This window comes from Pseudomonas sp. 18175 (assembly GCF_050432925.1).
Lineage (GTDB): Bacteria > Pseudomonadota > Gammaproteobacteria > Pseudomonadales > Pseudomonadaceae > Aquipseudomonas.
In genome coordinates, this window is sequence record NZ_JBKFTO010000022.1 from 61,802 (window position 1) to 80,285 (window position 18,484).

An 18,484-nucleotide genomic window follows, 5' to 3' on the forward strand; every position below is an offset into this window, starting at 1 on the left:
GCAAAGCTTAAATCCACACACGTGTCGACACGATGACCTGGGTGCCGGAGGCCTTGATGCCGCTGGTTGGTCATTGGGATACGTGGAGGCCAAACCCGACTTATTAAGGAACTATCATGTCCCAAGTCAACATGCGCGATATGCTGAAGGCCGGTGTGCACTTCGGTCACCAGACCCGTTACTGGAACCCGAAAATGGGTAAGTACATTTTCGGCGCGCGTAACAAGATCCACATCATCAACCTTGAAAAAACCCTGCCAATGTTCAACGAAGCTCTGACTTTCGTAGAGCGTCTGGCCCAGGGCAAAAACAAGATCCTGTTCGTCGGCACCAAGCGTTCCGCTGGCAAGATCGTTGCTGAAGAAGCAGCACGTTGCGGTTCGCCGTACGTCGATCACCGCTGGTTGGGCGGTATGCTGACCAACTTCAAAACCATCCGTGCTTCCATCAAGCGTCTGCGTGACCTTGAAGTGCAAGCCGAAGACGGTACTTTCGCCAAGCTGACCAAGAAAGAAGCGCTGATGCGCTCCCGCGACCTGGAAAAGCTCGATCGTTCCCTGGGTGGTATCAAGGACATGGGCGGTCTGCCTGACGCACTGTTCGTTATCGACGTTGATCACGAGCGCATCGCGATCACCGAAGCCAACAAGCTGGGCATCCCTGTTATCGGCGTAGTCGATACCAACAGCAGCCCGGAAGGCGTTGACTACATCATCCCAGGCAACGATGACGCAATCCGCGCTATCCAGCTGTACATGGGTTCGATGGCTGACGCTGTAATCCGTGGTCGCAACCACGTTGCTGGTGGTACCGAGCAGTTCGTTGAAGAAGCTCCGGTAGCTGCCGCTGAGTAATTAGCGCCCTGGCGTTGACTCAGTAAGCAAAAAGGGGGCTTGGCCCCCTTTTTGCCACCTCGAAAACCGTTTGTCGGCAGCGCAGCTACAACATCTGTAACGTGCAGCAGCCTACAAGGGTGATTCGGGAAGAATTGATCCCCCGTTCGATCGGGTGGAATGGTTGAAAACCTATCCAAGAGGAATTTGAAAATGGCAGCAATTACTGCAGCGTTGGTTAAAGAACTGCGTGAGCGTACCGGCGAAGGCATGATGGATTGCAAGAAAGCCCTGGAAAAGGCTGACGGCGACATCGAAAAAGCCATTGATGACATGCGTGCTTCCGGCGCCATCAAGGCTGCCAAAAAAGCAGGCAACGTAGCTGCTGAAGGCGCGATCGCTCTGAAAGAAGACGGCAAATCTGCTGTTCTGCTGGAAGTGAACTCGCAGACCGACTTCCTGGCCCTGCAAGACGACTTCAAAGCTTTCGTTGCTGCCAGCGTTGAAAAAGCGTTCGCCGACAAGCTGACTGACGTCGCTCCGCTGATCGAAGCTCAAGAAGCTGATCGCCTGGTACTGGTCGGCAAGGTTGGCGAAAACGTCAACATCCGTCGCCTGGTTCGCGTTGAAGGTGATGTTGTTGGTGGTTACCTGCACGGTAACAAGATCGGTGTTGCCGTTGTCCTGAAAGGCGGCAACGTCGAGCTGGCCAAAGACATCGCTATGCACGTTGCTGCAAGCAACCCTGAGTTCCTGCTGCCTTCGGAAGTGTCTGCCGAAGCGATCGAGCGTGAAAAAGCTGTGTTCCTGCAGCTGAACGAAGAGAAAATCAAAGGCAAGCCAGAAAACATTGTTGAGAACATGGTCAAAGGCCGTATCAGCAAGTTCCTGGCCGAAGCAAGCCTGGTTGAGCAGGCGTTCGTTAAGAACCCTGAAATCAAGGTTGGCGAACTGGCTAAGAAAGCCGGTGCTGAAATCGTTTCCTTCACCTACTTCAAAGTAGGCGAAGGCATCGAGAAGCCGGTCGACAACTTCGCTGAAGAAGTTGCTGCCCAGCTGGCTGCCGCCAAGCAATAAGACAGTTTTCAACTGTCGCCCGAAAGAGGCTGCCCGCTCACGCGCGCAGCCTCTTTTCAAATGGGTAGGCCGATTTTATTTGGCTTGCCTTCGGAACTGGCTTACAAAGCCGTGTTCCGATGGCGCTGTAGCAGCGTCCAGCTAGAGTGAACGCAAGCCGTAAACGGCTCGCCAAGAATTTTTTAAAAATACGCCGCAGGAGAGATTCGCAATGGCTCAGCAGGGCAGTGGTTATCAGGCTCGCTATAAACGCATTCTACTCAAGCTTAGCGGCGAGGCCCTGATGGGCTCGGAAGAGTTCGGGATCGATCCCAAGGTACTCGACCGCATGGCGCTGGAAGTCGGCCAATTGGTCGGCATCGGCGTACAAGTCGGCCTGGTGATCGGCGGCGGCAATCTGTTCCGCGGCGCGGCATTGAGTGCAGCGGGCATGGACCGTGTCACCGGCGACCACATGGGCATGCTGGCCACTGTGATGAATGCCCTGGCCATGCGCGACGCCCTTGAGCGTGCCAATATCTCGGCTATCGTGATGTCGGCTATTTCCATGGTGGGCGTGACCGATCACTATGATCGTCGCAAAGCCATGCGCCACCTGAACTCCAAAGAGGTGGTGATCTTCGCTGCCGGTACCGGCAACCCGTTCTTCACTACCGATTCGGCTGCGTGCCTGCGCGCTATCGAGATCGATGCTGATGTCGTGTTGAAGGCCACCAAGGTAGACGGTGTGTACACCGCAGACCCATTCAAAGACCCGCATGCCGAGAAGTTCGATCATCTGACCTACGATGAAGTGCTGGATCGCAAGCTGGGCGTGATGGACCTGACGGCTATTTGCCTGTGCCGCGACCACAAGATGCCGCTGCGCGTATTTAACATGAACAAGCCCGGCGCCCTGCTGAATATCGTACACGGCGGCGCAGAAGGGACTCTGATCGAGGAAGGCCAACAATGATCAACGAAATCAAGAAAGACGCCCAGGCGCGTATGCAAAAATCCCTGGAATCCCTGAGCCACGCATTCGGCCAGATCCGTACCGGCAAGGCGCACCCGAGCATCCTGGGCAGCGTGATGGTGCCCTACTACGGTTCCGATACGCCTATCAGCAGCGTCGCCAACATTACCGTCAAAGACTCGCGCACCCTGCAAGTCGTAGCGTTTGAGCGCAACATGCTGGGTGCTGTCGATAAGGCCATCCAGAGCGCCGGCTTGAACCTCAACCCGACCAACCTGGGTGAGTTGCTGCTGATCTCCATGCCGGCCCTGACCGAAGAAACCCGTAAGGGCTTCACCAAGCAGGCCCGCAGCGCAGCCGAAGACGCCCGTGTTGCCGTACGCAACATCCGTCGCGATGCCTTGGGTGACCTGAAGAAACTGGTCAAGGACAAGGAAATCAGCGAAGACGAAGAGCGCCGTGCCGTCGCTGATATCGACAAGCTGACCAAAGATGCCGAGGCCCAGATCACCAAAGCCACGGAAGAAAAAGAAAAGGACCTGATGGCCGTATAAGGGATCAGGACGCCTTCATGGAAAAGACCAAGCAGACTGTACCCTCCGCGGTGCCGCGCCATGTCGCGATCATCATGGATGGGAATAATCGCTGGGCGAAGAAACGCTTTATGCCGGGTGTTGCCGGGCATAAAGCGGGTGTCGATGCGGTGCGGGCGGTGATTGAAGTGTGCGCCGAGGCCAAGGTCGAAGTGTTGACCTTGTTCGCGTTCTCCAGTGAGAACTGGCAGCGGCCAGCCGAAGAAGTCAGTGCCTTGATGGACCTGTTCTTCAAGGCGTTGCGCCGTGAGGCCAAGCGCCTCAACGACAACAACATCAGCCTGCGCATCATTGGTGATCGCTCGCGGTTTCACCCGGAATTGCAGGCGGCCATGCGTGAGGCCGAGGCCATTACAGCCGGCACCAACCGTTTTGTGCTGCAGATCGCAGCCAATTACGGCGGCCAGTGGGATATCGCCCAGGCTGCGCAACGGTTGGCCCGCGAAGTGCAGGCCGGTCATTTGCGTCCGGACGACATCACCCCTGAACTGCTCCAGACCTGCCTGGTCACCGGCGATCTGCCGTTGCCAGACTTGTGTATCCGAACCGGTGGCGAGCACCGCATCAGCAATTTCCTGCTGTGGCAGTTGGCCTACACCGAGCTGTATTTCTCCGACCTGTTCTGGCCGGACTTCAAACACGATGCCATGCGTAACGCGCTGGCCGATTTCGCTTCCCGTCAGCGTCGTTTCGGTAAAACGAGCGAGCAGATCGAAGCTGGAGCCCGGGTTTAAATGCTTAAACAACGAATCATCACAGCACTGATCCTGTTGCCGATTGCCTTGTGCGGGTTTTTCCTGCTCGATGGTTCAGGCTTTGCGCTGTTTATTGGCCTGGTCGTGACCCTGGGCGCCTGGGAATGGGCGCGCCTGGCGGGGTTTAGTGCGCAGTTGCCGTGTGTGGTGTATGCCGCCGTGGTCGCGCTGTTGCTGTTCCTGATGCATACCCTGTCGAGTATCGTCGTGCCCTGGGTGTTGGGGGCGGCAGTGTTGTGGTGGGCGTTGGCGACGTTCCTGGTGCTGACTTTTCCGCGTACCAGCGGCCATTGGTCCAGCGTTGCCAGCAAATTGGTGATCGGCTTGTTGATCCTGCTGCCTGCCTGGCAGGGGCTGGTGGAGATCAAGAATTCGCCGATGGGCAACTGGTTGATCATGGCCGTGATGGTGTTGGTGTGGGGCGCTGACATTGGTGCCTACTTCTCTGGCCGAGCCTTCGGCAAGCGTAAGCTGGCGCCGGCGGTCAGCCCGGGCAAAAGCTGGGAAGGTGTGTACGGTGGCCTGGCATTGACGCTGGTGATCACGCTGGTTGTGGGTGTTGTACGTGACTGGTCGGTGAAGGAGATTCTCCTGGCCTTGCTGGGCACGGCCATCGTCGTCTTTATCTCGGTGGTGGGTGATCTCACCGAAAGCATGTTCAAGCGCCAGGCCGGGATCAAGGACAGCAGCAACCTGCTGCCGGGCCACGGTGGCGTGTTGGACCGTATTGACAGCCTGACCGCCGCAATCCCGATCTTCGCCGTGCTGTTGTGGATGACCGCTTCGTGAGCCGCCTGCAACAAGTGACCGTGCTGGGCGCGACCGGCTCGGTAGGCTTGAGTACCCTGGATGTGATCGCTCGTCACCCGGACCGCTACCAGGTCTTCGCCCTCACTGGCTTTACCCGTCTGAGTGAACTGCTGGCCTTGTGTGTGCGCCACACGCCGCGTTATGCCGTAGTGCCTGGCGCTGATGCTGCGCGAGGCTTGCAGGATGACCTGCGGGCTGCCGGGCTCGCCACTCAGGTGTTGGTGGGAGAGGAGGGGCTTTGCCAGGTCTCGGCGGACGCCGACGTGGATACCGTCGTGGCTGCGATCGTCGGCGCTGCGGGCCTGCGCCCGACCTTGGCGGCTGTGGATGCTGGTAAAAAGATCTTGTTGGCCAATAAGGAAGCGCTGGTGATGTCCGGCGCACTCTTTATGCAGGCGGTGCGCAAAAGCGGCGCCGTGCTGTTGCCCCTCGATAGCGAACACAATGCAATTTTCCAATGCATGCCTGGTGACTACGCCCGCGGCCTGAGCCAGGTCGGCGTGCGGCGTATCCTGTTGACCGCTTCCGGTGGTCCGTTCCGGCAGACGCCGCTGGCAGACCTTGCGCAGGTTTCGCCTGACCAGGCATGCGCTCACCCCAACTGGTCCATGGGGCGCAAAATCTCTGTGGATTCGGCGAGCATGATGAACAAGGGGCTCGAGTTGATCGAGGCTTGCTGGCTGTTCGATGCGCGCCCCGATCAAGTCGAGGTGGTGATCCACCCCCAAAGTGTGATTCATTCCTTGGTCGACTACGTGGACGGCTCGGTATTGGCCCAGTTGGGTAATCCCGACATGCGCACGCCTATCGCCAATGCGTTGGCCTGGCCGGAGCGCATTGATTCCGGTGTGGCACCCTTGGATCTGTTCGCCATTGCCCGGCTGGATTTCGAAGCGCCGGATGAGCAGCGTTTTCCTTGTCTGCGCCTGGCGCGGCAAGCGGCAGAGGCCGGTAACAGTGCGCCGGCCATGCTCAACGCGGCCAATGAGGTGGCGGTGGCGGCGTTTCTTGAGGGGCGCATCCGTTTTCCGCAGATCGCGAGTATCATCGAAGACGTCCTGGGGCTTGAGCCTGTCGTCGCGGTGAATGACCTCGGGGCGGTGTTTGAGGCAGATACCAAGGCCCGGGCCTTGGCTGAACAGTGGTTGGGCCGCAACGCGCGTTAGTCTGTCGGCAGGTTTGAGCCTGGCAGGCACTGGATTGGAATGCGGAGAAATTAGATGAGTGCGCTTTACATGATTGTCGGCACCCTGGTTGCTCTGGGTGTATTGGTGACCTTTCACGAATTCGGCCACTTTTGGGTGGCGCGTCGTTGCGGCGTCAAGGTACTGCGCTTTTCCGTCGGTTTCGGCATGCCGTTGCTGCGTTGGCACGATCGCCGTGGCACCGAGTTTGTGATCGCGGCCATTCCGCTGGGCGGCTACGTCAAGATGCTCGATGAGCGCGAAGGCGAAGTGCCGGCAGACCAGCTGGATCAGTCGTTCAATCGCAAGACCGTTCGTCAACGTATCGCCATTGTGGCTGCCGGCCCGATCGCCAACTTCCTCTTGGCGATGGTGTTCTTCTGGGTCCTGGCCATGATGGGCAGCCAGCAGATGCGTCCGGTGATTGGCGCGGTCGAGGCGGGCAGCATGGCTGAAAAGGCCGGCTTGGTCGCTGGTCAGGAAATTGTTTCCATTGATGGCGAGCCCACTGCGGGTTGGGGTGCTGTCAATTTGCAACTGGTTCGTCGTCTGGGTGAAAGCGGCACCGTAAATGTCGTGGTGCGCGACCAGGACTCCACCGCCGAAACCCCGCGAGCGCTGGCGCTTGACCATTGGCTCAAGGGGGCTGATGAGCCTGATCCAATCAAGTCCCTGGGGATTCGTCCGTGGCGTCCGGCGCTGCCGCCGGTACTCGCCGAGCTGGATCCGAAAGGTCCGGCCCAGGCCGCAGGCCTGAAAACCGGCGACCGTTTGTTGGCCCTCGATGGCCAGGCGGTAAACGAATGGCAACAAGTGGTCGATTGGGTGCGTGTACGCCCGGATACCAAAGTTGTGCTGAAGGTTGAGCGCGAAGGGGCTCAAATCGATGTCCCGGTGACCCTGGCGGTACGTGGGGAAGCCAAGGCGGCCGGGGGTTACCTGGGTGCTGGCGTCAAGAGCCCGGAGTGGCCGCCATCGATGTTGCGTGAGGTCAGTTACGGGCCGTTGGCGGCGATTGGCGAGGGTGCAAAACGCACTTGGACCATGAGTGTGCTGACCCTCGAATCCCTCAAGAAAATGTTGTTCGGCGAGCTCTCGGTAAAAAACTTGAGTGGACCGATAACCATTGCTAAAGTGGCGGGCGCTTCTGCCCAGTCGGGTGTCGCGGATTTCCTGAATTTCCTGGCTTATCTGAGTATTAGCCTGGGTGTTCTGAATTTGCTGCCCATTCCAGTATTGGATGGGGGGCATCTGTTGTTTTATCTGGTCGAGTGGGTGCGTGGTCGCCCCTTGTCAGATCGGGTGCAGGGTTGGGGGATACAGATCGGTATCAGTTTGGTGGTCGGGGTGATGTTGTTAGCCTTGGTCAACGATCTGGGACGTCTGTAACGCTTCGCTGAATTGCGAATCTGCCGCATTTTGCGGCAGTTTGTTTATTGCCAGTTGGAATAAGAAAGGACTTCATGAAACGTCTGCTGCTAACTGCGGTTCTCACCGTATTGATGATCGCCGAAGTTCACGCCGAGTCCTTCACCATCTCCGATATTCGTGTCAACGGCCTCCAGCGGGTTTCCGCCGGTAGCGTCTTTGGTGCCTTACCGTTGAACGTCGGTGAACAGGCTGATGACCGTCGCCTGGTGGAGTCCACTCGTGCGCTGTTCAAAACCGGTTTCTTTCAAGACATCCAACTGGGTCGCGAAGGCAACGTCCTGGTCATCACCGTCGTCGAGCGACCATCCGTCGCCAGTATCGAGATCGAAGGCAACAAGGCGATCTCTACTGAAGACTTGATGAAGGGTCTGAAGCAATCCGGCCTGGCCGAAGGCGAGATCTTCCAGCGCGCCACCCTTGAAGGTGTGCGTAACGAGCTGCAACGCCAGTACGTTGCCCAGGGCCGCTACTCCGCGACCGTGGAAACGGAAGTGGTGCCACAGCCTCGTAACCGTGTTGGCCTCAAGGTCAATATCAACGAAGGCACCGTGGCGGCGATTCAGCACATCAACGTGGTGGGCAACACCAAGTTCGCTGATGAAGACCTGATCGACCTGTTCGAACTCAAGACCACCAACTGGTTGTCGTTCTTCAAGAACGATGACAAGTACGCCCGTGAAAAGCTCTCCGGTGACCTGGAGCGCCTGCGTTCCTACTACCTGGACCGTGGCTATATCAACATGGATATCGCTTCGACCCAGGTGTCCATCACCCCGGACAAGAAGCACGTCTACATCACCGTCAACGTCAACGAAGGCGAGAAGTACAAGGTTCGTGACGTCAAGCTCAGCGGCGACCTGAAAGTTCCGGAAGACCAGGTCAAGGCCTTGCTGCTGGTGCAGAAAGACCAGGTGTTCTCGCGCAAGCTGATGACCACTACCTCCGAACTGATCACCCGTCGTCTGGGCAACGAAGGCTATACCTTCGCCAACGTCAACGGCGTACCGACCCCGCACGATGATGACCACACCGTGGACATCACCTTCGTCGTCGATCCAGGCAAGCGTGCCTACGTGAACCGCATCAACTTCCGTGGCAACACCAAGTCTGCGGACGAAGTGCTGCGTCGTGAAATGCGTCAGATGGAAGGTGGCTGGGCGTCGACTTACCTGATCGACCAGTCCAAGACCCGTCTTGAGCGCCTGGGCTTCTTCAAGGAAGTGAACGTCGAAACTCCGGCCGTACCGGGTGTGGACGACCAGGTTGACGTGAACTATGCCGTGGAAGAGCAAGCGTCGGGTTCCATCACCGCCAGCGTCGGCTTCGCGCAGAGCGCCGGCCTGATCCTCGGTGGCTCGATCACCCAGAACAACTTCCTGGGTACCGGTAACAAGGTTTCCATCGGCCTGACCCGAAGCGAATACCAGAGCCGCTATAACTTCGGTTATGTCGACCCCTACTGGACTGCTGACGGTGTGAGCCTGGGCTACAACGCCTTCTACCGCACTACCGACTACAAAGACCTCGACGTTGACGTTGCAAGCTATGCGATCGACAGCCTGGGTGCTGGCGTGAACATCGGCTACCCGATCAGTGAGACCTCGCGTCTGACCTTCGGCCTGACTGCGCAACAGGATGAGATCAAGACCGGCGTCTACACCGTGGACGAGATCTTCGACTTCACCCGTCGTGAAGGCGACAAGTTCCTGAACTTCAAGGCGTCGGCCGGCTGGTCCGAGTCGACCCTGAACAAAGGCGTACTGGCGACCCGTGGTCATTCCCAGAGCCTGACCCTGGAAACCACCACGCCGGGCAGCGACCTGTCGTTCTTCAAGCTCGACTACCGCGGCCAACTGTTCCAGCCGTTGAGCGATAACTACACCATGCGCCTGCACACTGAGTTGGGTTATGGCGATGGTTATGGTTCCACCAATGGCCTACCGTTCTATGAGAACTACTACGCGGGTGGTTTCAACTCCGTACGTGGCTTCAAAGACAGCACCTTGGGCCCGCGTGGTACCCCAAGCCGTGGTGTGGGTGTAACCGGTAACCAGGGCACCGTGGCTGACTCCGACAACGACCCACTGCCGTTCGGTGGTAACGTGTTGATCCAGGGTGGTGCGGAGATTCTGTTCCCGCTGCCATTCGTCAAGGATCAGCGCTCCCTGCGTACTTCGGTATTCTGGGACGTGGGTAACGTGTTCGACTCCAAGTGCGAGCAGATCCGTAACCCGAGCGGCGTGAAATCCAACACCCAATGCAACGACGTGAGCCTGACTAACCTGGCAAGCTCCGTGGGTGTGGGGGTGACTTGGGTAACTGCGCTTGGCCCATTGAGCTTTGCTCTGGCCATGCCGATCAAGAAACCGGATAACGCTGAAACCCAGATTTTCCAATTCTCCCTCGGCCAGACGTTCTAAGCGTCTGACCCAAACGACAACGGATTCTGTAGGAGTACATCGTGCGTAAGTTGACTCAATTGGTTCTGCTGGCCACCGTGCTGGTAACGACCCCGGCCTTCGCCGAAATGAAAATCGCCGTCCTGAACTATCAGATGGCTCTGCTGGAATCCGATGCGGCCAAGAAATACGCCGTGGATGCCGAGAAAAAATTCGGTCCGCAACTGACCAAGCTCAAGACCCTGGAAAGCAGCGCTAAGGGCATCCAGGATCGTCTGGTAGCCGGTGGCGACAAGATGCAGCAAGGCGAGCGCGAGCGTCTGGAGCTTGAATTCAAGCAAAAGGCCCGTGACTACCAGTTCCAATCCAAGGAGCTGAACGAAGCCAAGGCTGTTGCTGACCGTGAAATGCTGAAACAGCTCAAGCCGAAACTCGACAGCGCGGTGGAAGAAGTCATCAAGAAAGGTGCCTTTGACCTGGTGTTCGAGCGTGGCGCTGTGATCGACGTCAAGCCTCAATACGACATCACCCGTCAGGTGATCGAGCGCATGAACCAGCTGAAGTAAGCCATGACCGCGACTATCAAACTCGGCGAGTTGGCCGAGTTCCTGGGGGCCGCTTTGCGCGGCTCCCCGGAGAAGGAAATCACTGGGCTAGCCACCTTGCAGGAGGCTGGCCCAGCTCAGTTGAGCTTCCTCGCAAACCCCCAATACCGTAAATACCTCGTCGACAGCCAAGCCGCAGCCGTGTTGCTCAAAGCCGCTGATGCCGAAGGGTTTACCGGGGATGCGCTGGTGGTGGCTGACCCTTACCTTGCGTATGCGAAGGCATCGCACCTGTTCGATCCAAAACCCAAGGCCGCTGTCGGGATTCATCCGTCAGCGGTGATCGCCGATGATGCCCAGGTTGACCCTGCGGCCAGCATTGGCCCCTTTGCGGTGATCGAGAGTGGCGCGCGCATCGCCGCAGGTGTAACGGTTGGCGCGCAGTGCTTTGTCGGCGCGCGTTGCGTCATTGGTGCCGATGGCTGGCTGGCACCCCGCGTAACCCTTTACCACGATGTGCGTATTGGCGAGCGTGTGGTCATTCAGTCGGGTGCCGTGATCGGTGGCGAAGGCTTCGGCTTTGCCAATTCCAAGGGGATCTGGAACAAGATTGCCCAGGTCGGCGGTGTATTGATCGGCGACGATGTGGAAATCGGTGTGAACACCGCTGTTGATCGCGGGGCCCTGGCCGATACCGTGATCGGTAACGGCGTAAAGCTCGACAACCAGATCCAGATCGCCCACAACGTGCAGATTGGCGATCACACCGCCATGGCGGCCTGTGTCGGCATCTCCGGCAGTACCAAGATCGGCAAGCATTGCATGCTCGCCGGTGGCGTTGGGCTGGTGGGGCACATCGATATTTGCGACAACGTCTTCATCACCGGCATGACCATGGTTACCCACTCGATTACCGAGCCCGGTGCCTATTCTTCCGGTACCGCCATGCAGCCGGCGGCTGAATGGCGCAAGAGTGCAGCACGGTTGAGGCAGCTCGACGACATGGCTCGACGTCTCAAACAGCTGGAAAAGCGTGTTGCGGACGTGACCCCTGGCGGTAATGCTTCATCAGAAGGCTGATACCATTTCCATATCAAGTGTGCACAGCCGCTAGACTTGCCTCCTTGATTTGCTAGCGGGGCGTGCGTTTAGTTCGCCCGCCCCCAATCTTTATTACAGGCTTCCCCCCGAAATGATGGACATCAACGAGATTCGCGAATACCTGCCTCACCGTTACCCGTTCCTGCTGGTGGACCGTGTAGTGGACCTCAATGTCGAGGAAAAGCGCATTCGTGCCTACAAGAATGTCAGCATCAACGAACCGTTCTTCAACGGTCACTTTCCCGCGCATCCAATCATGCCGGGTGTGTTGATCATCGAAGCGATGGCCCAGGCTGCCGGTATCCTTGGTTTCAAAATGCTCGACCTCAAGCCTGCCGACGGCACGCTTTACTATTTCGTGGGCTCCGATAAGTTGCGTTTCCGCAACCCGGTTACCCCGGGTGACCAGCTGATCCTGGAAGCCAAGTTCATCAGTTGCAAACGCCAGATCTGGAAATTCGAATGCCAGGCGTCGGTGGATGGCAAGCCGGTGTGCTCTGCCGAAATCATCTGTGCGGAACGCAAACTATGAGTTTGATTGACCCTCGCGCAATCATCGATCCGTCGGCCGTTCTGGCCGCCGACGTTGAGGTCGGCCCTTGGTCGATCATCGGCGCAGGTGTTGAAATCGGCGAGGGGACTGTCATCGGGCCGCACGTGATCCTCAAAGGTCCGACCCGCATTGGCAAACACAATCGCATCTACCAGTTCTCCTCGGTAGGCGAAGACACCCCGGACATGAAGTACAAGGGTGAAGAAACACGCCTGGTAATCGGTGATCACAACATCATCCGTGAAGGCGTGACCATTCACCGTGGCACTGTGCAGGATCGTGCCGAGACCACCCTGGGTGACCACAACCTGATCATGGCCTATGCCCACATTGGCCATGACAGCGTGATCGGCAATCACTGCATCCTGGTCAACAACACCGCGTTGGCCGGCCACGTGCATGTTGACGACTGGGCGATCCTGTCCGGCTTCACGTTGGTGCATCAGTACTGCCATATCGGCGCCCACAGCTTTTCTGGCATGGGCACCGCCATCGGCAAGGACGTCCCGGCGTTCGTCACGGTGTTCGGAAACCCGGCCGAGGCTCGCAGCATGAACTTCGAAGGCATGCGTCGTCGTGGGTTCAGCGAAGAAGCGATCCACGCCCTGCGCCGCGCCTACAAGGTGGTTTACCGCCAGGGCCTGACGGTCGACCAGGCGTTGACCCAACTGGCCGAGCCGGCCGCGTTGTTCCCGGAAGTCGCGGTGTTCCGTGATTCTATCCAGGCATCGACCCGCGGCATCACCCGCTAATCATGGCCAATCTGCGTATCGCGCTGGTGGCCGGAGAAGCTTCCGGCGATATTCTGGGCGCAGGTCTTATGCGGGCTCTTAAGACCCAGCATCCGGCGGTCGAGTTTATTGGCGTCGGCGGCCCGCTGATGCAGGCCGAGGGGCTCACCTCCTACTTCCCCATGGAGCGCCTGTCGGTCATGGGCTTGGTGGAAGTACTGGGTCGCCTGCGCGAGCTGCTGGCTCGGCGCAAGCTGCTGATCCAGACCCTGATCGAAGAGAGGCCTGATGTCTTCATCGGCATCGACGCGCCGGACTTCACCCTCAATATCGAACTCAAGTTGCGCCAGGCCGGGATCAAGACCGTGCACTACGTCAGCCCATCCGTGTGGGCGTGGCGGCAGAAGCGCGTGCTCAAGATCCGCGAAGGCTGCGACCTGATGCTGACCCTGTTGCCGTTCGAGGCCAGGTTCTACGAAGAGAAGGGCGTGCCGGTGCGGTTTGTCGGGCATACCTTGGCCGACACTATCCCTCTGCAGGCCGATCGCGCAGCCGCCCGGGCTGCATTGGGCTTGCCCGATGGTCCGTTGGTGGCGCTGATGCCGGGTAGCCGTGGCGGTGAAGTGGGCCGCTTGGCCAGCGTGTTTTTCGACGCGGCCGAGCGTTTGATGGCCTTGAAGCCCGGCGTACGTTTTGTGCTGCCGTGTGCCAGCCCGCAGCGCCGTGCGCAGATCGAAACCTTGCTTGAGGGCCGCAGCCTGCCGTTGACCCTGCTTGACGGTCAATCGCACTTGGCCCTGGCGGCCTGTGATGCGGTGCTGATCGCTTCGGGCACCGCCACCCTGGAGGCCTTGTTGTACAAGCGCCCAATGGTCGTGGCCTATCTTCTGGCGCCGCTGACGTTCTGGATTCTCAAGCGCATGGTGAAAAGTCCCTACATCTCCTTGCCCAACCTGTTGGCCCAGCGCCTGTTGGTGCCGGAGTTGCTGCAGGACGATGCAACCCCCGAAGCCCTGGCGCAAACCGTATTGCCCCTGATCGATGGCGGCGAAGAGCAGACCCGTGGTTTTGACGACATTCACCGCACCCTGCGCCGTGATGCATCCAATCAGGCGGCGGATGCCGTGCTGACCTTGATCGGCCAAAAACAGGAGTCCCTATGACGACGCAAATGGGCCTCGATTTCAGCCTGGTCGCGCAAGCTCACGAGTTGGTGGCCGGCGTCGACGAAGTGGGTCGTGGCCCGCTGTGTGGCGCAGTGGTTACGGCGGCGGTGATTCTCGACCCGAACCGCCCGATTCTTGGCCTCAACGATTCGAAGAAACTCACCGAAGCCCGTCGCGAAAAGCTCTTCGACGAGATCTGTGAAAAGGCCCTGAGCTGGCATATCGCCCGGGCAGAAGTCGAAGAAATCGACGAACTGAACATCCTCCACGCCACCATGCTCGCCATGCAGCGCGCGGTCGAAGGCCTGCACATCACGCCAAAAATGGCGATGATCGACGGCAACCGCTGCCCCAAGCTGGCGATGCCGTCGGAAGCGGTGGTCAAGGGTGATAGCAAGGTGCCCGCCATTGCCGCTGCCTCAATCCTGGCCAAAGTCAGCCGCGACCGTGAAATGGCTGCGTTCGAATTGATCTACCCCGGCTACGGCATCGGTGGCCACAAGGGTTACCCGACACCCGTTCATCTGGAAGCCCTGGCGCGCCTGGGGCCAACGCCGATCCACCGTCGCTCGTTCGCCCCGGTTCGCCTGGCCTACGAGGCGCGGGAGAGTCTGAGCGTCGTATAGTCGCAAGGCTGATGTTTTGCTCAAGGCCCGGTACAATCCGGGCCTTGTTGTTTTCCACGTATAAGAGATCACTATGCCGGCTTCATTCGTTCACCTACGCCTGCACACTGAATACTCCCTGGTCGACGGCCTGGTACGGATCAAACCGCTGGTCAAAACCCTGGTGGGCATGAACATGCCTGCGGTAGCGGTAACCGATCAGAACAACATGTGTTCCCTGGTCAAGTTCTACAAAAACGCCATGGGCGCCGGGATCAAGCCGATCTGTGGCGCCGACCTGTGGCTGTCCAACAAAGACCCGGACAACGCCCTGAGCCGCATCAGCCTGCTGGCGATGAACGGCGTGGGTTATCGCAACCTCACCGAATTGATTTCCCGTGGTTTTATCGACGGTCAGCGCAATGGCTCGATCATCATCGAGCGCGAATGGGTCGCCGAGGCCAGCGAAGGCCTGATCATGCTGTCGGCCGCCAAAGAAGGCGAGATCGGTCTCGCGCTGCTGGGCGGCAACCCCCACGAAGCCGAAGTGCTGGCCAGCGAGTGGATGCAGGTCTTCCCCGACCGTTTCTACCTGGAAGTGCAGCGCACCAACCGCCCCCACGATGAAGAGCACCTGCACGCCGCTGTCGCCCTAGCCGACAAGCTGGGGGCGCCGTTGGTGGCGACCAACGATGTGCGCTTCATCAAGAAGGAAGATTTCGAAGCCCACGAAACCCGCGTGTGCATCGGCGAAGGCCGAGCCCTGGATGACCCGCGCCGTTCGAAGAACTACAGCGAAGAGCAGTACCTCAAAAGCGCCGATGAAATGGCCGAGCTGTTTAGCGACCTGCCCGAGGCCCTGGAAAACTCCGTCGAAATCGCCAAGCGCTGCAATATCGAAGTGAAGCTGGGCAAGCACTTTTTGCCCAACTTCCCGATCCCTGATGGCATGACCATCGACGAGTATTTCCGCAAGGTGTCATTCGACGGTCTGGAAGAGCGGTTGACCGTGTTGCTGCCCAAGGACACCACCGAAGACTACGACGCCAAGCGCCAGGTGTATGTCGACCGGCTGAATTTCGAGCTGGATATCATTATCCAGATGGGGTTCCCCGGTTACTTCCTGATCGTAATGGACTTTATCCAGTGGGCCAAAAGCAACGGCGTACCGGTAGGGCCGGGTCGGGGGTCGGGTGCTGGCTCGCTGGTGGCCTACGTACAGAAGATTACCGACCTTGATCCGCTGGAATATGACCTGCTGTTCGAACGGTTCCTGAACCCGGAACGGGTTTCCATGCCCGACTTCGACGTCGACTTCTGCATGGATGGTCGTGACCGCGTGATCGAATACGTGGCCGAGAAATACGGTCGCAACGCGGTAAGCCAGATCATCACCTTCGGTTCCATGGCGGCCAAGGCTGTAATCCGCGATGTGGCCCGGGTGCAGGGCAAGTCCTACGGCCTGGCCGATCGCCTGTCGAAGATGATCCCGTTCGAAGTCGGCATGACCCTGGAAAAGGCCTATGAGCAGGAAGAGATCCTGCGCGACTTTATCAAGATCGATGAAGAAGCCGCCGAAATCTGGGACATGGCCCGCAAACTCGAAGGGGTGGTGCGTAACGTCGGTAAACACGCCGGTGGTGTGGTTATTGCGCCTACCAAACTCACCGACTTTTCGCCGATCTATTGCGACGAAGCCGGTGACGGCCTGGTTACCCAGTTCGACAAAGACGACGTAGAGGCTGCCGGCCTGGTGAAGTTCGACTTCCTGGGCCTGCGGACCCTGACGATCATCGACTGGGCGCTCAAGACCATCAACCGCGAGCGCGCCAAGGTCGACGAAGAACCGCTGGATATCGCGTTTATTCCGCTGGACGACAAGCCGACTTACCAGTTGCTGCAAAAAGCTGAAACCACAGCCGTGTTCCAGCTTGAATCCCGTGGTATGAAAGAGCTGATCAAAAAGCTCAAGCCCGACTGCCTGGAAGACTTGATCGCACTGGTGGCCCTGTTCCGTCCGGGCCCGCTGCAATCGGGCATGGTGGATGACTTCATCAACCGTAAGCACGGTCGCGCCGAGCTGGCGTACCCGCACTCCGACTACCAGTACGAAGGCCTCAAGCCCGTATTGGCGCCGACCTACGGCATCATCCTGTATCAAGAACAGGTGATGCAGATTGCCCAGGTCATGGCCGGCTACACCCTGGGTGGTGCGGACATGCTGCGTCGGGCCATGGGTAAGAAAAAGCCTGAGGAGATGGCCAAGCAGCGCGGCGGTTTCATTGAAGGTTGTGCCACCAACAATATTGACGCCGACCTGGCGGGCAACATCTTCGACCTGGTGGAAAAATTCGCCGGTTACGGCTTCAACAAATCCCACTCCGCTGCCTACGGCCTGGTGTCGTACCAGACCGCCTGGCTCAAAGCCCACTACCCGGCGCCGTTCATGGCGGCGGTACTCTCGGCGGATATGCACAACACCGACAAGGTCGTGACCTTGATCGAGGAAGTGCGCACCATGAAGCTGCGCCTCGACGCGCCGGACGTGAATGCCTCGGAGTTCAAGTTCACGGTGAACGACGAAGGCCGCATTATTTATGGCCTGGGCGCGATCAAAGGCGTGGGCGAAAGCCCGGTGGAGGCGATTGTCGAAGCGCGTCTGAGTGGGCCGTTCGCGGATCTGTTCGACTTCTGCGCGAGGGTCGACCTCAAACGCATCAATAAGCGTACCCTCGATGGCTTGATCCGCAGCGGCGCGCTCGACCGTCTCGGGCCTTATTTTCATGATGAGCCAAAGGCCTACCAGGCCAATATCGACCGTAACCGTGCGGTGTTGCTCACCGCCATGGAAGAAGCGATCAAGGCCGCCGAACAGACCGCCCGCACCCACGACAGCGGCCACGCCGACCTGTTTGGCGGGTTGTTCGTCGAAGAAGATGCGGATGTGTACGCTAACCACCGCAAGGCCAAGGAGCTGACCCTCAAGGAACGTCTCAAGGGTGAGAAAGACACCTTGGGGCTGTACCTGACCGGCCACCCGATTGACGAATACGAAGGTGAAATCCGTCGTTTCGCCCGTCAGCGCATCATCGACCTGAAACCGGCGCGGGACACCCAGACCGTTGCCGGCATGATCATCGCTCTGCGGGTGATGAAAAATAAGAAGGGCGACAAGATGGGCTTTGTCACCCTCGACGACCGCTCGGGCCGGATCGAAGCGTCGCTATTTGCCGATGCTTTCCACTCCGCGCAGTCGTTGTTGCAGACCGACGCGATGGTGGTGGTCGAAGGGGAGGTCAGCAATGATGACTTCTCCGGCGGCCTGCGCCTGCGGATCAAGCGGGTGATGAGCATGGAAGATGCGCGAACCAACTTGGCTGAAAGCCTGCGCCTGAAGGTGAAAACCGAGGCGCTCAAGGGCGATCAGCTACGCTGGCTGGGTGACTTGCTCAAACGCCACCGTGGCGCGTGCCCGGTGACCATGGAATACACCGGCAGCGACGCCAAGGCCATGTTGCAGTTTGGCGAGACCTGGCGAATTGATCCCGCCGATGGCTTGATTCAAGCTTTGCGTGACCAGTTCGGGCGAGACAACGTCTTCCTCCAATACCGTTGACGGTCAAGTGATATCGAATCGCCTGATCTCGACTGAATATTTAATCTCGACCTAGACGCGCCTCTCCCTTAAGGTAGGGCGCGAATAGACAACCGGCTGGCCAGGCACGCCCTGGCCGTCGACCCAAGAC

Annotated in this window: 16 protein-coding genes; all 16 read left to right on the forward strand. The window is 58.7% G+C overall.

Annotated elements, in window-relative coordinates; all coding sequences use genetic code 11:
- Positions 1-116 precede the first annotated feature (116 nt).
- The 16 genes from rpsB to dnaE all read left to right on the forward strand — a co-directional run bounded on the left by rpsB (position 117) and on the right by dnaE (position 18,354).
- Complete coding sequence (rpsB, locus tag ACLD1Y_RS24660) at positions 117-854, forward strand: 30S ribosomal protein S2 (protein WP_003189158.1); 738 nt, start codon at positions 117-119, stop codon at positions 852-854.
- A gap of 192 nt (positions 855-1,046) precedes the next feature.
- Complete coding sequence (gene tsf, locus ACLD1Y_RS24665; protein WP_003231235.1) at positions 1,047-1,910, forward strand: translation elongation factor Ts; 864 nt, start codon at positions 1,047-1,049, stop codon at positions 1,908-1,910.
- Between the two features lie 211 nt (positions 1,911-2,121).
- A complete protein-coding gene (pyrH, locus tag ACLD1Y_RS24670) occupies positions 2,122-2,865 on the forward strand; it encodes a UMP kinase (protein WP_003189161.1) in 744 nt (247 codons plus the stop codon).
- Positions 2,862-3,419, forward strand: coding sequence for a ribosome recycling factor (frr, locus tag ACLD1Y_RS24675; protein WP_122487867.1), 558 nt, complete (start codon positions 2,862-2,864; stop codon positions 3,417-3,419). Before pyrH ends, frr begins: the two co-directional genes overlap by 4 nt.
- Positions 3,420-3,436: 17 nt before the next feature.
- A complete protein-coding gene (gene uppS, locus ACLD1Y_RS24680; protein WP_429480385.1) occupies positions 3,437-4,192 on the forward strand; it encodes a polyprenyl diphosphate synthase in 756 nt (251 codons plus the stop codon).
- Positions 4,193-5,002, forward strand: a complete 810-nt coding sequence (locus ACLD1Y_RS24685; protein ID WP_429480386.1) for a phosphatidate cytidylyltransferase — start codon at positions 4,193-4,195, stop codon at positions 5,000-5,002. It abuts the gene before it with no gap.
- Complete coding sequence (gene ispC / locus ACLD1Y_RS24690; RefSeq protein WP_429480387.1) at positions 4,999-6,189, forward strand: 1-deoxy-D-xylulose-5-phosphate reductoisomerase; 1,191 nt, start codon at positions 4,999-5,001, stop codon at positions 6,187-6,189. Before ACLD1Y_RS24685 ends, ispC begins: the two co-directional genes overlap by 4 nt.
- A 54-nt stretch (positions 6,190-6,243) precedes the next feature.
- On the forward strand, positions 6,244-7,596 hold the full coding sequence (gene rseP, locus ACLD1Y_RS24695) for a sigma E protease regulator RseP (protein WP_429480388.1): 1,353 nt from the start codon (positions 6,244-6,246) through the stop codon (positions 7,594-7,596).
- A 74-nt stretch (positions 7,597-7,670) separates the two neighbouring features.
- Complete coding sequence (gene bamA / locus ACLD1Y_RS24700; RefSeq protein WP_429480389.1) at positions 7,671-10,058, forward strand: outer membrane protein assembly factor BamA; 2,388 nt, start codon at positions 7,671-7,673, stop codon at positions 10,056-10,058.
- A 41-nt stretch (positions 10,059-10,099) separates the two neighbouring features.
- A complete protein-coding gene (locus ACLD1Y_RS24705) occupies positions 10,100-10,603 on the forward strand; it encodes an OmpH family outer membrane protein (protein WP_003172279.1) in 504 nt (167 codons plus the stop codon).
- Positions 10,604-10,606: 3 nt separating this feature from the next.
- Positions 10,607-11,662, forward strand: coding sequence for a UDP-3-O-(3-hydroxymyristoyl)glucosamine N-acyltransferase (gene lpxD / locus ACLD1Y_RS24710; protein WP_429480390.1), 1,056 nt, complete (start codon positions 10,607-10,609; stop codon positions 11,660-11,662).
- A gap of 112 nt (positions 11,663-11,774) precedes the next feature.
- Positions 11,775-12,215 (forward strand): 3-hydroxyacyl-ACP dehydratase FabZ, encoded by a 441-nt coding sequence (fabZ, locus tag ACLD1Y_RS24715; RefSeq protein ID WP_003172281.1) that lies wholly within the window; start codon positions 11,775-11,777, stop codon positions 12,213-12,215.
- Positions 12,212-12,988, forward strand: coding sequence for an acyl-ACP--UDP-N-acetylglucosamine O-acyltransferase (gene lpxA / locus ACLD1Y_RS24720; protein ID WP_159956570.1), 777 nt, complete (start codon positions 12,212-12,214; stop codon positions 12,986-12,988). Before fabZ ends, lpxA begins: the two co-directional genes overlap by 4 nt.
- A gap of 2 nt (positions 12,989-12,990) precedes the next feature.
- Complete coding sequence (lpxB, locus tag ACLD1Y_RS24725) at positions 12,991-14,130, forward strand: lipid-A-disaccharide synthase (protein WP_429480391.1); 1,140 nt, start codon at positions 12,991-12,993, stop codon at positions 14,128-14,130.
- Positions 14,127-14,759 (forward strand): ribonuclease HII, encoded by a 633-nt coding sequence (gene rnhB / locus ACLD1Y_RS24730; RefSeq protein WP_429480392.1) that lies wholly within the window; start codon positions 14,127-14,129, stop codon positions 14,757-14,759. The genes lpxB and rnhB overlap by 4 nt, the downstream gene beginning before the upstream one ends.
- A gap of 73 nt (positions 14,760-14,832) precedes the next feature.
- Positions 14,833-18,354, forward strand: coding sequence for a DNA polymerase III subunit alpha (gene dnaE / locus ACLD1Y_RS24735; RefSeq protein ID WP_429480393.1), 3,522 nt, complete (start codon positions 14,833-14,835; stop codon positions 18,352-18,354).
- Positions 18,355-18,484 lie beyond the last annotated feature (130 nt).

What these genes read in the sequence shown, in the direction of transcription:
- rpsB (WP_003189158.1), top strand. Translation starts at nt 117, where the DNA reads ATGTCCCAAGTCAACATGCGCGATATGCTGAAGGCCGGTGTGCACTTC.
- tsf (WP_003231235.1), top strand. Translation starts at nt 1,047, where the DNA reads ATGGCAGCAATTACTGCAGCGTTGGTTAAAGAACTGCGTGAGCGTACC.
- pyrH (WP_003189161.1), top strand. Translation starts at nt 2,122, where the DNA reads ATGGCTCAGCAGGGCAGTGGTTATCAGGCTCGCTATAAACGCATTCTA.
- frr (WP_122487867.1), top strand. Translation starts at nt 2,862, where the DNA reads ATGATCAACGAAATCAAGAAAGACGCCCAGGCGCGTATGCAAAAATCC.
- uppS (WP_429480385.1), top strand. Translation starts at nt 3,437, where the DNA reads ATGGAAAAGACCAAGCAGACTGTACCCTCCGCGGTGCCGCGCCATGTC.
- ACLD1Y_RS24685 (WP_429480386.1), top strand. Translation starts at nt 4,193, where the DNA reads ATGCTTAAACAACGAATCATCACAGCACTGATCCTGTTGCCGATTGCC.
- rseP (WP_429480388.1), top strand. Translation starts at nt 6,244, where the DNA reads ATGAGTGCGCTTTACATGATTGTCGGCACCCTGGTTGCTCTGGGTGTA.
- bamA (WP_429480389.1), top strand. Translation starts at nt 7,671, where the DNA reads ATGAAACGTCTGCTGCTAACTGCGGTTCTCACCGTATTGATGATCGCC.
- lpxD (WP_429480390.1), top strand. Translation starts at nt 10,607, where the DNA reads ATGACCGCGACTATCAAACTCGGCGAGTTGGCCGAGTTCCTGGGGGCC.
- fabZ (WP_003172281.1), top strand. Translation starts at nt 11,775, where the DNA reads ATGATGGACATCAACGAGATTCGCGAATACCTGCCTCACCGTTACCCG.
- lpxA (WP_159956570.1), top strand. Translation starts at nt 12,212, where the DNA reads ATGAGTTTGATTGACCCTCGCGCAATCATCGATCCGTCGGCCGTTCTG.
- lpxB (WP_429480391.1), top strand. Translation starts at nt 12,991, where the DNA reads ATGGCCAATCTGCGTATCGCGCTGGTGGCCGGAGAAGCTTCCGGCGAT.
- rnhB (WP_429480392.1), top strand. Translation starts at nt 14,127, where the DNA reads ATGACGACGCAAATGGGCCTCGATTTCAGCCTGGTCGCGCAAGCTCAC.
- dnaE (WP_429480393.1), top strand. Translation starts at nt 14,833, where the DNA reads ATGCCGGCTTCATTCGTTCACCTACGCCTGCACACTGAATACTCCCTG.